The organism is Paenibacillus sp. IHBB 3054, assembly GCF_051594305.1.
Classification (GTDB): domain Bacteria; phylum Bacillota; class Bacilli; order Paenibacillales; family Paenibacillaceae; genus Paenibacillus_AQ.
This window is the reverse complement of record NZ_JBOFBG010000023.1, coordinates 1-14,810: the sequence shown is the minus strand read 5'-3', so window position 1 is coordinate 14,810 and position 14,810 is coordinate 1. Positions and strand designations below refer to the sequence as shown.

The 14,810-nt window shown below is 55.1% G+C and carries 14 protein-coding genes and 1 pseudogene; 11 read left to right on the top strand and 4 right to left on the bottom strand.

The genetic code is table 11. The annotated features are described in order from the left end of the window. Positions 1-58: 58 nt before the first annotated feature. Entirely contained in the window at positions 59-3,787 is a 3,729-nt protein-coding gene (locus ACQ76X_RS22255; RefSeq protein WP_438495964.1) for a DNA polymerase III subunit alpha, read from the bottom strand. A gap of 143 nt (positions 3,788-3,930) precedes the next feature. On the opposite strand from ACQ76X_RS22255, the gene ACQ76X_RS22250 reads away from it, so the two are divergent. The 3 genes from ACQ76X_RS22250 (at position 3,931) to ACQ76X_RS22240 (ending at position 5,179) form a co-directional block, all read left to right on the top strand. Next, positions 3,931-4,254 (top strand): YtrH family sporulation protein, encoded by a 324-nt coding sequence (locus tag ACQ76X_RS22250; protein ID WP_038588909.1) that lies wholly within the window; start codon positions 3,931-3,933, stop codon positions 4,252-4,254. A gap of 7 nt (positions 4,255-4,261) precedes the next feature. After that, on the top strand, positions 4,262-4,765 hold the full coding sequence (locus ACQ76X_RS22245; RefSeq protein WP_379143148.1) for a hypothetical protein: 504 nt from the start codon (positions 4,262-4,264) through the stop codon (positions 4,763-4,765). A gap of 96 nt (positions 4,766-4,861) precedes the next feature. Beyond that, positions 4,862-5,179: a YtpI family protein gene (locus ACQ76X_RS22240; RefSeq protein WP_438495963.1), complete on the top strand. Its 318-nt coding sequence runs from the start codon at positions 4,862-4,864 to the stop codon at positions 5,177-5,179. Positions 5,180-5,306: 127 nt separating this feature from the next. Here the strand turns inward: ACQ76X_RS22240 and ACQ76X_RS22235 are convergent, their stop codons facing one another. Next, a complete protein-coding gene (locus tag ACQ76X_RS22235; RefSeq protein ID WP_038588899.1) occupies positions 5,307-6,641 on the bottom strand; it encodes a DRTGG domain-containing protein in 1,335 nt (444 codons plus the stop codon). A gap of 272 nt (positions 6,642-6,913) precedes the next feature. Next, the gene (locus tag ACQ76X_RS22230) at positions 6,914-7,195 is read right to left on the bottom strand and encodes a hypothetical protein (RefSeq protein WP_076110670.1); all 282 of its coding nucleotides are present in this window, start codon (positions 7,193-7,195) and stop codon (positions 6,914-6,916) included. Between the two features lie 176 nt (positions 7,196-7,371). Here ACQ76X_RS22230 and ACQ76X_RS22225 point away from each other — a divergent pair, with 176 nt between their 5' ends. After that, on the top strand, positions 7,372-7,947 hold the full coding sequence (locus tag ACQ76X_RS22225) for a hypothetical protein (RefSeq protein ID WP_038588894.1): 576 nt from the start codon (positions 7,372-7,374) through the stop codon (positions 7,945-7,947). A 117-nt stretch (positions 7,948-8,064) separates the two neighbouring features. Here the strand turns inward: ACQ76X_RS22225 and ACQ76X_RS22220 are convergent, their stop codons facing one another. Next, entirely contained in the window at positions 8,065-8,406 is a 342-nt protein-coding gene (locus tag ACQ76X_RS22220; protein ID WP_340899474.1) for a YlbF family regulator, read from the bottom strand. Between the two features lie 180 nt (positions 8,407-8,586). On the opposite strand from ACQ76X_RS22220, the gene ACQ76X_RS22215 reads away from it, so the two are divergent. From ACQ76X_RS22215 to ACQ76X_RS22185, 7 genes and pseudogenes are all read left to right on the top strand, one after another. Next, positions 8,587-9,954, top strand: coding sequence for a YheC/YheD family endospore coat-associated protein (locus tag ACQ76X_RS22215; protein WP_438495962.1), 1,368 nt, complete (start codon positions 8,587-8,589; stop codon positions 9,952-9,954). Between the two features lie 10 nt (positions 9,955-9,964). Beyond that, positions 9,965-11,131, top strand: a complete 1,167-nt coding sequence (locus ACQ76X_RS22210) for a YheC/YheD family endospore coat-associated protein (protein ID WP_438495961.1) — start codon at positions 9,965-9,967, stop codon at positions 11,129-11,131. Between the two features lie 13 nt (positions 11,132-11,144). Further along, complete coding sequence (locus tag ACQ76X_RS22205) at positions 11,145-12,515, top strand: YheC/YheD family endospore coat-associated protein (RefSeq protein ID WP_076110675.1); 1,371 nt, start codon at positions 11,145-11,147, stop codon at positions 12,513-12,515. Further along, positions 12,512-13,624 (top strand): YheC/YheD family endospore coat-associated protein, encoded by a 1,113-nt coding sequence (locus tag ACQ76X_RS22200; RefSeq protein WP_438495960.1) that lies wholly within the window; start codon positions 12,512-12,514, stop codon positions 13,622-13,624. The genes ACQ76X_RS22205 and ACQ76X_RS22200 overlap by 4 nt, the downstream gene beginning before the upstream one ends. 25 nt (positions 13,625-13,649) lie before the next feature. After that, entirely contained in the window at positions 13,650-14,168 is a 519-nt protein-coding gene (locus tag ACQ76X_RS22195; protein ID WP_038588879.1) for a hypothetical protein, read from the top strand. Next, a pseudogene (locus tag ACQ76X_RS22190) lies at positions 14,150-14,278 on the top strand (YheC/YheD family protein); the annotation flags it as partial. The gene ACQ76X_RS22195 and the pseudogene ACQ76X_RS22190, both read left to right, overlap by 19 nt. A gap of 271 nt (positions 14,279-14,549) precedes the next feature. Next, a partial coding sequence (locus ACQ76X_RS22185) for a hypothetical protein (protein ID WP_438495959.1) occupies positions 14,550-14,810 on the top strand: 261 nt, incomplete at its 3' end.

Below are 14,810 nucleotides of genomic sequence, written 5' to 3'. Positions count from 1 at the left end.
CCGCACGGGACAGTTCCCTGTGGTTTCCTAATGTATGCGGAAAAAGGCGGAAATGTTCTTATTTTATTCGGACTGTACCGGCTCCAAGCATCCCCTCGATCGCTGCGAACAGCTCCTGGGACGGCTCGATCCGGTAGCCGTCGCTAAGCGCGAGCAGCTTCTGGTCACGCTCGTAGAACAGCAGGGTAGCTGCAGAGCCGGGATGGGTCTGCAGCAGCGCCTGCAGGCGCGAGAGCAGCGCCGGGTTCTCAGAGTCCGGCGTGATCTTGATAAAGACACGCTGGCCGCTCCCCGCTGCGCCGGAACTCCGGCCAGCGGACTCCACAGCGTCTGCGGCTGCAGGACGCTGGCCTGCCGGTCCCGGCGCTGCGGAGCGCGGGGCTTCCTGCGGCGCCGATGGTTGCGCGGCAGCGGGCCTTGCGGGCGCAGGCGCGGTAACCCCGCCTGCGGTGCTACGGGCGGCGCCAGGGCCGCCTGCGCCCGCCCGGGAAGCAGACGCACCTCCGGGTGCGCCTGCCGTCTGGGTGCGGCCCGCGGCGGACGCGCGGGCGGCAGCTGCGCTGCGGCGCTGCAGCAGGCTGCGAATCGTGTCGGCGCCAAGCGGCGCGACCTCTTCGGCCAGCAGCTTGAAGCCCTCGTCCTCCTGCTGCACCTTGGCGCGGAGGGCCAAGAGCGCACCCTTCTCGATCAGGCTGCGGCTCCGCTTCCACACCTCAGGGAACAGCACGACCTCGCAGCGCTCGATCTGGTCCTCCCATTCGACAAAAGCCATCGCTTTGCCGGATTTTGTCGTAATTTCCTTGAGTGACACGACCATGCCTGCCGTCACAATCTGGCTCTCATCCTCGGCCTCGCCGAGATCCATCAGCCGCTGCATGCCCGGCTCCTCCAGCAGCTCCGCGCTGTCGTCCAGCGGATGGCCGGACAGATACAGTCCGAGCAGCTCGCGCTCCAGCTCCAGCTGCTGGCCGATGGTGAATTTCGGGATATCCGGATAGCGGATTTCCCAGTTTGGCATTTCAATCAGGTCGTCGAACAGCTGGATCTGCAGCTCGTCGCGCTCCTTGCGCCATTTCAGCGCGGCATCGACTGTCTCATCCAGCATCGCAAGCAGCTGTGCCCGGTGGCCTTGCAGACGGTCGAAGGCGCCGGCCTGCAGCAGCGATTCTATCACTCGCTTGTTGCAGACCCGGAGATCAACGCGGCGGCAGAAATCCAGCAGGCTGTCGAACGGCCGCTCCTTGCGCACGGCGATGATGTTCTCCACAGCCAGCGTGCCGACATTCTTGACCGCGGCCAGTCCAAAACGGATATGGCCGCTGCCTTCTCCCGGCACAGGCGTAAACAGCACGCCGCTCTCGTTGACATCCGGCGGCAATACGCCGATACCCGTGCGGCGGCATTCCAGCACATATTCGGCCACCTTGCGGTGTGTACCCATCACTGCCGTCAGCATCGCCGACATAAACTGCACAGGATAATGTGCCTTCAGATAAGCCGTCTGGAAGGCCAGCACGCCGTAAGCTGCGGCATGGGCGCGCGGGAAGCCGTAATCGGCAAACCGCACAATCATATCATAGACAGCGTTAGCATCGGTCTCCAGATAGCCCAGCCTCAAGCTGCCCTCCACGAAGTGACTTCGCTCTTTATCCAGTGTCTCGCGTTTCTTCTTCGACACCGCGCGGCGCAGCAGATCGGCTTCACCAAGCGAGAACCCGGCCATCCGCGAGGCGATTTGCATAATCTGTTCCTGATATACGATGATCCCGTAAGTATCGGCAAGGATCGGTGTCAGATCGGCATGCGGATACTCCACTTCGATTTCGCCGTGCTTTCCGGCAATAAACTTAGGAATAAATTCCATCGGACCCGGGCGGTACAACGCCAGCACGGAGACAATGTCCTCGAACCCTGAAGGCTTCAGATCCTTCAGCACGCGTCTTACCCCCGCCGACTCCAATTGAAAGACGCCGGTCGTTTCACCCGCACCAAGCATCTCATAGGTTAGCGGATCGTCATCGGGAATGCTGCGGAAATCGGGTGTACTGCCGCTCATTTCCTTGATCCAGTTCGTGCAGCGTTCAATAATCGACAAAGTCCGCAGCCCCAGAAAGTCCATCTTGAGCAGTCCGACACTCTCCAGATGCTCCATGGAGTACTGGGTGAGCGCGGTGCTCTCGTTGCCGGCCTGAAGCGGCACAGCATCGGTCAGCGGACCTTTAGAGATGACGACCCCTGCGGCATGTGTGGAAGCATGGCGGGGCATGCCCTCGACCTTCATCGCCATGTCCAGCAGGCCTCTGGTCTTCGGATTGCCTTCATACAGCGCCTTAAGATCAGGGCTGCTCTCCAGCGCCCGGGCAATGCTGATGCCGAGCTGGCCGGGAATCAGCTTCGCAGCCTTGTCCACCTCGTTATAGGGCAGGTTCAGCGCCCGGCCCACGTCACGCACGGCCGCCCGCGCCGCCATCGTTCCGAAGGTGATGATCTGCGCCACATGCTCCTGGCCGTATTTATCAACAACATAAGCGATGACCTCATCGCGCCGTTCGTCGCTGAAGTCGATATCAATATCCGGCATCGTGATCCGCTCGGGATTCAGGAAACGCTCGAAGAGCAGATTGTACTTCAGCGGATCGACATCGGTAATCCGCAGACTGTACGCGGTCAGGCTGCCTGCGGAAGATCCGCGGCCCGGTCCGGTAGCGATGCCCTGCCGGTGGCAATAAGCGATGAAGTCCCAGACGATCAGAAAATAATCGCTGAAGCCCATGCTCTCAATGACACCCAGCTCATAGTCGAGCCGGTTCTCAGCTGTTGCCTTTTGCTCCGGCGAGGCCCACAGCGGTGTATCCGCATAACGCTCCTCCAGCCCGCTGCGGCACAGCTCACGCAAGTAAGCTGCCGCATCCAGCCCTTCCGGCAGCGGGGAATATTCCGGCAGAATATGGCCCCCGAACGTCAGCTCCAGATTGCATTTCCCGGCAATGGCCTCGGTGTTGAGAATGGCTTCCGGCACATGCGGGAACAGTGCCGCCATTTGCTCGCCGCTTTTGAAAAAGAGCTGGTCCGTCCCGATCTTCAGCCGTTCCTCATCATCCACCGTCTTGCCGGTGCCGATGCAGATCAGCACATCCTGTACCTCGGCATCCTCCTTGGCCAGATAGTGCACATCATTCGTGGCGACCAGCGGAATATCACATTCGGCGGCAAGGGCGATCAGCTTCGGATTCACCCGCTTTTGCTCCGGAATGCCATGATCCTGCAGCTCCAGATAGAAGTCCCCGCCAAAAATCTCTTTATATCTCAGCGCCGCCCGGCGCGCTTCGTCATCGCGCCCATGCAGCAAATGCTGCGGCACCTCGCCCCCCAGGCAGGCGCTGAGGCAGATGATGCCTTCAGCATGCGCGGCCAGGGATTCCATATCGATGCGGGGCTTGTAATGCTGGCCTTCCAGATGGCCGATCGAGATCAGCTTCATCAAGTTTTTGTAGCCGGTTTCATCCTTGGCGAGCAGGATCAGGTGGTAGATCGGCTGATCCTTGCGGCTGCCCCGCTCACGCCGCGAGCCCGCAGTCAAATAAGCTTCACAGCCGATGATCGGCTTGATGCCATTAGCCTTGCAAGCTTTATAGAAGGGGATTGCCCCGTACATCACGCCATGATCGGTCAGCGCCAGCGACTTCATGCCGTATTCGCCGGCCCGGCGCACGAGATCGGTAATGCGCGCCGCCCCGTCCAGTAAACTGTATTCGCTGTGCACATGCAAATGCACGTAAGGGCTCATATCCCCACTTCCCTTCAGTCAACAATCAAAACATAAGATGAAACTATTTTATCATATTAAAGGGGGAACCGCCCATAGAATGGAGTAAGAGCACAAGGACAGGCTGAGCTGACGAACAGGCCTGGTCCGGAAAGGGGCCTTGTATGAACGTGTTTTTGAGCAAAGCCGTCCTAGACTTCTTTATTGCCTGCGGCATCGTACTGGGTGGAGCCATGCTGGGCGGAATCGGTGCGGTAGTCTCCCTGCAGCCGCCTACACAGACTATGCTGGATATCGCGGACCGGATTAAAATCTGGGCGCTTGCCGCCGCTGTAGGCGGAACGATTGACCCGATGCGGGTCATTGAGAGCAACATGCTGGGAGGCAACCTCTCCCCCGCCATTAAGCAAATTCTCTATCTTGTATTTGCCTTCCTGGGCGCTCATATGGGCAGCGAGCTGGTCAAATGGGTGTGCGGCAAGGGGTGATGCCGGAATGAGAATCCCCCCGTTCCACCGCTACCGCCGCTTCTCGCAGATTTCCGCCGTTTTTGTACTCGGCATGGTCGCAGGAGCTGTCGCGTACAATGCTATTTTTCATATGGGGTATAATGTGCTCTGGCTGAACAATCAGGATCTTCGTGTGCAGATCGAGCAGTACCGGAAGGATATCCAGACACTCAAAAAATACAACAACACCTCTACCGTCATCCGGGAGATCAAGCTGCGCACAGAGGACAGCAAGGTCAAGGACGGCGCTGAGGCTCTGGATCCCGTAACGACCAAAGAGATTATCAGCAAAATGGTCTCCGACCTTGAACCGATGCGCGGACGCAGCATGTTCGAAATCGACACGGACGGCAAGCTGGCCCGGCTGCTCCTGGACGGTAAAATATACATCGTGCGCGAAAAAGAATACGCGGTCAAAATCCGCACCATGCTCGTCATGGAGGGGGTACTGCAAATCTGGGTGGAAATTAATCCGTATAAGCGCAGCTGAGGCCAATCATGCTACAATAGTGGACAGGTGATATACGGTTACATCATAGGGCAAAACTATCATTTTCCACTACATTGATAAAGGAGCTGCCTGTCCATGATTCTGCTCATCAAGTACGTGCTGTTTGTCCTGCTGGTGATTTGTATGATCGGTGCCGCCGTGTACAGCTTATCCTCACGCAGAGCGCCAGATCCGATGGAAAAAGGCCGCAAGCGCGCTATTATGAATATGCTGCTCGGCGCCATGCTGGTGACGCTGTCGCTGATGTCGATGTTTCTCTTCCGCGGTTCCACGGTCAATGTCATTGTGGAGACGGTTTTCCTGGTGATCGGCGCCTTCAACATTTTCTCCGGACTGCGCAGCCACGGATTCTACAGCCGGAACAGGAATGAAAATCATTTTACCCGCCATTAGTCTGGCTGCATTACCGTCATCCTCAGCATCCTTAAGTGAAACCGGTTCAATTATAAGACAACCGCTGTATCGTCTATGCGTAAAAGACTATCCCGGCGGGATAGTCTTTTCGGTAGAATATGAAGGTTCAGCCGTGGTCGATCGACTGCAGCATCAGCACCGCTTTGGCAACTATTGTGTCATTGTGGGAGATCTCAATTTCCAGCTTGCAGGTCCGGCGGCTGATCTCCAGCAGCCTCGGCAAGACGATAACCGAATGCTCAATCTGCACCGGGCGGATAAAATACGTTGACATATTGTCCAGCACGTAGTCATTCCCCGTGATGTCCTTAGCCGCCTTGAATGCGGAAAGCGTCATCAGTGTGGATAACACGCCTTCAGAGATGGTACCCAGATCCGTCGCCATTTGCGGTGTGATGAAGCCGTGGAAGAACAGCTTTCCTTCCTCGTCCCGCTCCTCGGCAAAGCCGTTCCAAATCAGGTGGTCGAAAGTCTCCCCGAGCTGCGGCTGATTGCTGACGTCACGCAGGCTCTGCAGTACCTCCCGGCGGGTCAGCGAGCCCACAAGCTTGCGGTTGCGGTCCACGATGGGCAGGAAGTCAATACCCTCCCACATCATGATCTGCGCCGCCGAGGCCAGCGACGTCTGCAGGGCAGCTGTGACAGGGCTGCGGATCATCGCCTTCTCGATGCTGTGCTCCTCGCTGAACTCCTCCACGTCCCTGCGGCCGACAATGCCGATAACCCGGTTCCATTCATCCGTAACCGGGAAACGCAACTCGCCGCTGGTCTGTGACAGCATCCGCAATTCCCCGACGGTGCTTGTGACTTTCAAGGTGTTCAGCCGCGGCTTGTTATCCACGATATCTTCAACCAGCATGATCTTTTTCTTAATCAGCCTGTCAAATATGGCCCGGTTAATCATGGAGGCCACAGTAAACGTATCATGTCTTGAAGAGATCACCGGCAGGTCCAGCTCGTCAGCAAGCGCTTTGACCTCACGGCTTGTCCCGAAGCCCCCCGTCACAAGCACGCCTGCACCCTGCTCCAGCGCAAGCGAATGCACATCATCACGGTTACCCACGATCAGCAGGCTGTCAGCGTCGATATAACGGATCATAGCATCAACCTTCATCGCGCCGATGACATATTTATGGAGATGCTTATTCAGGCCGTTCACTCCGCCGAGCACATGTCCTTCTACTATATCCACTACATCCCCGAAGGTAAGCTGATCGGATATATTCCGCGGCTTCTTCTCAACGCGGACAGTACCGATGCGCTCCTTCGTAATGACAATGCCGAGATTCTCGGCCTCTTTCACTGCACGGTAAGCCGTACCTTCGCTGACCGCCATTTCCTTAGCCAGCTTGCGGACGGAAATTTTGGTGCCAACCTTAAGGCCTTCAATGTGCTGGAGCAGCTGTTCATGTTTTGTAATGTTATCGCCTTGACCCTCCAACTGTTACACCCCCATAGCCCGATCTGTACTATTCTGTACCTATTATACACGGAGGTAACCGTGGAGTACAACAGCAACGGAAGCTTAGATTTGGCTATATCTGTGAACATATTGCTATACCAGAGCAAGCCTGAAACACACTGCGCCTCAGGCTTCGACTTTACAGCTAAGCAACTACGCAACAACCCCTGCCCCCGCCAAAACGACGGATGCAGGGGTTGTCCTGACTGCGGAATAAATTCGGGAACGGGACTACTTTTGGCGGAATTACATCATCTTTCTGCCACACGGGACTCCTCATTCCATTTACCCTGCCACTGCTCCAGCTTATGCTTGCGGACAGACTCCAGGCGTTTCTGTTTCTCTTCATCCACACCGATTATAAAATGCAAATGTGACGCTATCACCAGAAAGGCAAAAACGCACCAGACCACGCCGAACCCCAGCACCCAGCCAGGCCCGTTCTGAAAGGACAGCTTGGGCAGTGCATAGAGCAGCATGGCCAGTGCCGCCAGCAAATACACACCATGCTTGAACTTGTTTCTTTTCTTCATTACAGACAGCTCCTTCTCTCTTAAAAGGTTGTTCCATGGAATCTATATCTCTACTCTATGAACATGCAGCCGGAATTATGAGACAAGTTGCAAAAAACTTCCGGGAAGTTATCTACACCATAGCCTGCACCGTTCTGATATGAGATGATGTTAGCATTACGGGGAGGGATTCTACATTGAATAACGCATTCAATCATACCGAGTACATAATCCGCAAAAAGGTTTTTTCCATTATGGGCGCTAAGCTGCACATCTACAACAGCTCGGAAGAGCTTGTGCTCTATTCGCAAATGAAAGCCTTCAAACTTAAAGAGGACATTGCACTGTTTACGGACGAGAGTATGGAAAAGGAGCTGCTGCGCATTAAAGCCCGCAATGTGATCGACTTCAGCGCGACCTACGATGTGCATGACTCGGAGACCGGTGAACATATCGGGGCGCTCCGCCGCAAGGGGCTCAAATCAATCCTCAAGGATGAATGGACCATCCTGGATCAGCGGGATACCGAAATCGGGCTAATCAAAGAAAACAGCACACTTATGGCTCTCCTGCGGCGCTTCATCACCCTCATTCCGCAAAAATATAACATTGAGCTTGGGAACACCGTCATTCCTGCCTTCAGGCAAAATTTCAATCCCTTCGTCACCAAAATCATCGCAGACTTCTCCGAGGACCGCAGCGGCCAGCTGGACCGCCGTCTCGGCCTGGCTGCCGGGATTCTGCTCTGTGCGGTGGAAGGCAAGCAGGAGTAATCTTCATCGCTATAAACAACAAACAGGAGGGTGTCCTCTAGCCATAAGGCTAGGAGACACCCTCCTGTTGTTCATACATTGCAGCCACCCCAGGCGGCAGTGTGATCGGATACAGAATTATTGACCGCCGTACATTTGCGACAGACTGTCGGTGATGATTTTGTTCACGTCCTCGATAACGACACTTAAGCGGCGTTCCGCATCAAACAGGCGACGGATGCCCAGATTCAGGTTCAGCACCTCGAACAGCTTCTCCATCTTCTCCATTTCTTCCTGTGGAGGCATCTCCCCGCTCATCATGCGCTGCTGCAGCTCAATCTGGTTCTGCCGGAAGCTGTCGAGCATCCGTTTGCTTTCCGGATCGGCCTCAATTACCTTCATAGCGCTGGAAATATCCGAAAACTCCGTACTTTCCTTAATGGCTCTCGCCAGTTCATGCGCCTTGTCAATTACGTTCATTATAATTCCTCCTAAAAGTTTTGTAAGCATTGCTTCCTGATTCGCTTCGTTCAAACCCGGCACGGCTTTTTAAAGAATAGGTCAATCACCAAGGGTCAGATGTCTCCATATGATGAATGATATGTAACCCTTAAGATTCATATTGCCGGCATCATGCTGCCTACTGGAAGGAGATCCACGATGTCCAAATTCAAGATCCCGGTCCACACGGTCCACTCGGGCATCCTGCAGGAAAACGCTGTAATGCTGGGCGAAAAATCCATGAAAAAGCTCAAAATACCCGCACACGGAACGATCCGGCTCACGTTCGGCTCTTTCCGGCAGGAGGTCACCGTCATTCCGGTTCCCAAAGCCGACAGTCTGCGCGTAAGCGAAGCGCTGGCACGGAAACTCGGACTGCGGCAACGGCTTTCACTGAACGCTTCATACAGCTCCGGCAGCCGCACCTTGCGGCTCGGACCGCTGATTGGAGTTCTGGTGAGCCGGGACCATCCGGACCGTCCCGAAAGGGTATTCGGCCCGATCACCCTGTTCTGCCGGGAGCTTACCAATGCCTGTCATGCACAAGGCGCCTATGTATATTTCTTTACCCCGGAAGGGCTGGAAACACACAGCTCCTCCATTGAGGGCTGGGTATACGACGAGGGATGGCGGAAGCTGAGTCTGCCTATTGCCGATGTGATTAACAATCGGCTTACGACTCGAAAGGTGGAGAATAAACCTAGCGTACAGCATTTTTTGGCGGATGTAAAATCCCGCTACGGAACTCATTTCTTCAATGAAAAGTTCCTTGACAAGACAGAGGTGTTCGAAGCACTGGCACAGGATGCCGCCCTGCAGCGGTATTTGCCGGAATCGCATGCCTTAACCGGCTTCGCTGTATTAAAAAGAATGTGCAGCAGCTATCCCAGTGTCTTTCTGAAGCCGGTACGCGGCAGCCTTGGAAAAGGCATTCTCCGCATCTCCAAAGATGAGGGGGGCGGCTACCGGCTGCTGTCCACGACACCGCTTGGCACGCGTAAACAAGTCTACCCAACCTTGGCGAAGCTATTTCAATCCATTGCGCCCAAGATGAAAACCACACGCTACCAGATTCAGCAGGGGCTCCCTCTACTAGAGCTTGGACGGCGCCCGGTAGATTTCCGGGCACTCGTGCAGAAGAACGGCACCGGCAAGTGGGGCGTCACCTCTATAGTTGCCCGTACCGCCGGAAGCAACCATTTTGTCTCCAATCTGGCGCGGGGCGGCACGCTCAGCACTGTCCGCGAGGCCATCGGTAAGAGCAGCCTCTCGTCCGGGACCAAAGAAAGCACACAGTTGCAGCTTCCACGGGCGGCTCTGGCGATAGCCAGGGGTGTGGAAACCTATATCCCCGCGCATTTCGGGGAGCTCGGCATTGACCTTGCCCTGGATCAGTCGGGAAAAGTCTGGCTGCTGGAGGTCAACTCCAAACCGTCCAAAAACGACAACACGCCCCTCAGTGATGTGAAAATCAGACCGTCCGTCAAACAGATGATTCTATATTGCCGCTACTTGGCCGGGTTATAAGGAGGGCATTATGACAGAGACAGCAATGGGGTTCCTTGGCATCATGACGGGCCGCCGCCGCGGGAATCCTCCCATCGCAGAACCGGAGTTCTGCAGTCAGTTATGCCGGGTAGCCCCGCTGTATGATCTGCAGGTGCTTATCTTTCACCCGGAGGGAGTTGCAAGAGACGGCCAATCCATACGCGGCTATATCTGGAATGACGGACAGTGGCAGCCTACCCTGGCAGCTCCGCCCGACATTCTGTATAACCGTTGTCTATACTCAAGCCTGCAGGAAAAAAGATCCGCCGCTTCCGCCCTGGCTGCCTTATCCCGGTCGCTTCCCTGGTCGCGTGGATTGCCTGATAAATGGAGCGTCTATGAAATTTTGCGGCGCAGCCGCAGAGCTTCCGCATGGCTGCCCGAGACCAGACTTTACACTGGTACCGGTGATTTGGGCACGATGCTCGCAGAAAGAGAGGACGGCGTTTTTCTGAAGCCAAGGTCCGGTACCCATGGCAAACGCACAATCCATGCAAAGCGCCTAAGCAATAACGAGGGCGGGCGCATAAGCTTAAGAGGTCGTGATGAGGCAAATGTCCCCTTTGAGAAAGGTTTCCGCACGCTGGACGAAGGTCTGAGCTGGATCCATGACTTTATCGGCCCGCGCCGCTATATTATACAGCCTTACCTTCATCTGACCAGCAGCGGAGGACAGCCGTTCGACGTGCGTGTACTAATGCAGAAGAACGGCAGAGGCGTCTGGACGCTTACCGGCATGGCTGTCCGGTTGGGCAGCCGCGGTTCGTTGACCTCGAACCTCCATGGCGGGGGAACAGCGGTACCCGCCCAGCCCTTCCTGCTTGCAGAATACGGCAAGACGGGAAGCGAGCTTATGGAGGAACTTGCAGCAGCATCGGCTTTGCTGCCGCCGCTGTTGGAGGAATCATGCGGCAGGCTGGGAGAACTCGGCCTGGACTTCGGTATCGATGAAGGCGGCAGGATCTATCTGCTTGAAGCCAATTCCAAACCAGGGCGCACGGTGTTCCGGTTGACGGGCGACCGCCGGGCTGCTAAGCTCGCCGCCGAGAACCCCCTGCGCTATGCGCGTCATCTGCTGCTGAATTCAGCAGCAAACCGCAAGCCATCTACGCGGCAGTTCCGTTACAAACGGGAGAATGATATCAATGGTTCCTAAGGAGGATTCATAAATGGGTCTCACTTTTTGCAATGTGCATTTCACCAAGCAGCCCCAAAGAGTTGTCTACGTCTCGGGTGAACTGATGAAAAGCCTGAAACTAACCGGCAAGAAAAATATCCGCCTGCGGCTCGGAAAAGATGCCATTCCGGCAACGATCAAGCCGATCAAACGTGCCGGCAAGCATCTGTTCCTCGCCACTGGAGTAAAGAGTGCAATCAAGGTCCCCAAATCAGGCGGCATCTATCTGCGCAACCTGCAGGATGAAGTACAGCTTGGACCGCTGGTCGGTGTATTGTCCGACGGCCCCGGGTCCTCGACGAGCCCCTTCGGGTCCCGCACCGGCTTTATTAAGCAGCTCCTGCGGGAAGGCAGCAACAGATGTTATATTTTCGCCTTCATGCCGCGTGACATCGACTGGCAGCAGGAGCAGGTGAACGGCTTTTTCCTGAATGCAAGCGGCAAATTCGAACGCAAAGTAGTACCGCTGCCGGATGTCGTATATAACCGTCTGCCCAGCCGCAGAGCTGAGGTATCCCCCTATATTAACCAGTTGCGTGAACGGTTTGCGCGCAAGAGAATTCCGTACTTCAACTGGAGCTTTTTCAATAAAGCAGATATCTACCGGCTGCTGGAAAATGACGGGGCAGCAAACCGCTATGTACCGGAAACGCACAGCAACCCTAATCCGGATAAAATGCGGGAGATGCTCGAACGGCATCACTTTGTCTACTACAAACCTTCCGCAGGCAGTCTTGGCCACGGAATCTACCGGCTAACCTACCTGCCAAAGAAAGGCTATTTCGCCCGGTATCGCCGAAGCGGTAAAAATGTGCTGCTGCGGTTTACCAGCTTCGACAGCCTCATGCGCATGCTGCGCGCCCGCCATGGCCAAAGCCTGAGTAATTATGTGGTGCAGCAAGGCATCCGCCTGATCGAAATTGACTCCTGCCCCATTGACTTCCGCTTCCATATGCATAAGAACGGCAGCAATCAATGGGTGGTCGTAGGCATCGGAGCCAAAAAAGCCGGCAGGGGCAGTGTGACCACCCATTTGAAGAACGGGGGCGCCCTGCTGACACCGCAACAGGCCCTGGGCCGCGTATTCGGCGCCAGAGCGGATGAAGTGCTGCAGCGGGCGAAAACAACCGCCGTCAAGCTGGCCGAGTCGCTGGAGACCCAGCACCACCATCTGCTTGGCGAAATCGGCTTTGACCTTGGAATTGACCAGGATGAAGATATCTGGATGTTCGAGGCGAACGCCAAACCGGGACGCTCGATCTTCCGCCATCCTTCCCTGCGCGCTGAGGGCAAAGCTTCCATTGAGCACATCCTGGAGCATTGCCTCTATCTCAGCAAATTCCGCAGGAGGGATGATCTGTGAACAGCCGAATCCCTGACCCGAGCAAACCCGTAATAGCTATACTAACGACCAGTGACAGAGTAAAGCAATTTCGCGGCAACCGCAATAACTTCCGCGATATCATCCGCACCGGCAGAGAAATGGGCTTCCTTGTGTACGTTGTGACTACGCGTGATTTAAAGCTGGAGGAGCGGACGGTGAACGGCTACGTCCCTTCCCCCAGCGGCAAGCTGTGGTACAGCATTCCTGTCCCGCTGCCGCAGGTCATTTATAACCGGATTTCCAATCGTGAAGAAGAAGAAAAAGCACCAGTCGCCCGCAAAATTGCCGAGTGCCTGGAGCATGACCATATCAAGCTCTACAACCCGAGGTTTTTTAATAAATGGGATTTGTTTGAATGGCTGAAGGCATCGCGCGCAACCTCGAAGCATGTGCCCAAAACGAGACGGCTGCGCAGCTCAAACACCCTCATCGCCATGCTGAGTACTCATGACAGCCTCTACCTGAAGCCGGAAAGCGGCAAAGCCGGCAAGGGGATTATGCGGCTTAAATACCGCGAGGATGTAAGCCTGCCCTATAGGCTGCAGATACAGAGCGGCAAAAAGAACGCGACCTACAAAGCGGCCTCCATGGACCGCTTGTGGGCACGGATCAGCAAAGAAAAAAAACAATCCCGTTATATTGTGCAGCAAGCCATTCAGCTCGCAACACACCACGGGCGGCCTTTCGATCTGCGGGTACTCCTGCAGAAGAATAGCCGGGGAGGCTGGGCAGTGACCGGAATCGGTGCAAGGCTGGCCGGCGCCCGGAGCATTACAACCCATGTGCCGCGCGGCGGCAGCATTGAAGAGCCGGCAACCATGCTGGAAGGAACCTTCGGTCCAGAAAGAGCTGCAGCTATTCTCAAGAATGTCCCCACCACCGCGCTGCTGATTGCCCGCCAGATTGAACGGGCCTCCGAAATGATGCTGGGTGAGATGTCTATGGATCTTGGTGTCGATGAGGCCGGTGACCTGTGGTTCTTCGAGGCCAACTCACGGCCGATGAAATTCGACGAACCGGCCATCCGCAAGCTGTCCCTGGAGCGGATTTTTCAGTACAGCCAGCATTTGGCCCGCATGAACAAGTAGAAACCTGTAAAGGAAGTGACACGCCATGCAGATATCCTCTATCTACGACAGCAGTCCGGGCCAGTGGAATTCCAGATTGGCCGGGCTGCTGGAATTTTTGAGGGAGTACGGGGAGCAGCGGATTACGCTTCGTGCATGCAGGATGCTGGCCCGTCTGACTCCGGAGCAGCTTGCCGAGCCGGGCGTCTCCCTGCTTGTCGCCACCGTACGCGGTCAAAGCGGCCGTCAGCTGGCAGGCGTGAGCTTCGTATCCGGCTACGGCAAAGAAGCCTGTCTTGTTGCCGTCCATCCTCTATACCGGAACAGACATACCGGTACAGCCCTGCTGTCCGGGCAGCTGGAGCGGCTCGGCCGCCTGGAATGCAACGTCGCTACCGACAATACGGCAAGCCTGAAGATGTGCTTTAACAGCGGGCTTGCCGCTGTGGCATTGAAGAGCGGACCTACCGGCAAGCCCACGCTGCTGCTGCGGTCGCCCCAGAGCAGAGGCAGCGTGGAAATTTACCCACAAGAAGGTGAGCTCCTGTGCCAGAACCCGTCTTAGGCATCCTTACACTGTACCTGAACGACGCCAAACAGCTTGAAGAGAAGAGTGTATACAGGAGGATGATTATTGAAGGCAGCCGCATTGGATTGGATGTCTTTGTATTCACACGTTTATTATAGACGTAATAAGCGAACTACCTACATGCTCAATTTTTATTGAATATTAGTAAACTTAAGTTCTTATTTAGATTTCTAATAAACCTTTCCACTGAAGGTCAATGTATAAAATGGGTTTCTAAATTAGTATGTATTCTTCAAAAATATGTTCAAGATATGTTCGATAATTTATCACTCAGCTTGAAAAAGTTAAAATTTCTGAATAATAAGGCCCCCTTAGTCACAAGCTATTTTTGGAAAAAATCAAACAAAGAGGTGTAAAATGAATAACATTGGATATTTTGGTATTAATCCCCACACACAATACAGTTTCTTGCCTCAAGGAATGATAGGACAAGCTTATGGAACAAGCAACCTTCCCGCCATTACAGAATCATCAGTATCTCCTCAAATCATCTGGGGAGACCTCGTTAACAGAAATAATTCTACACTTCCCGTCCCTTTCCAAGCTTCTCCTTCGTTTGCTCCACAAGGGGGTTTGGGTGGCATGATTGGCCAAACCATTGGTGAGAACTTGATTCCT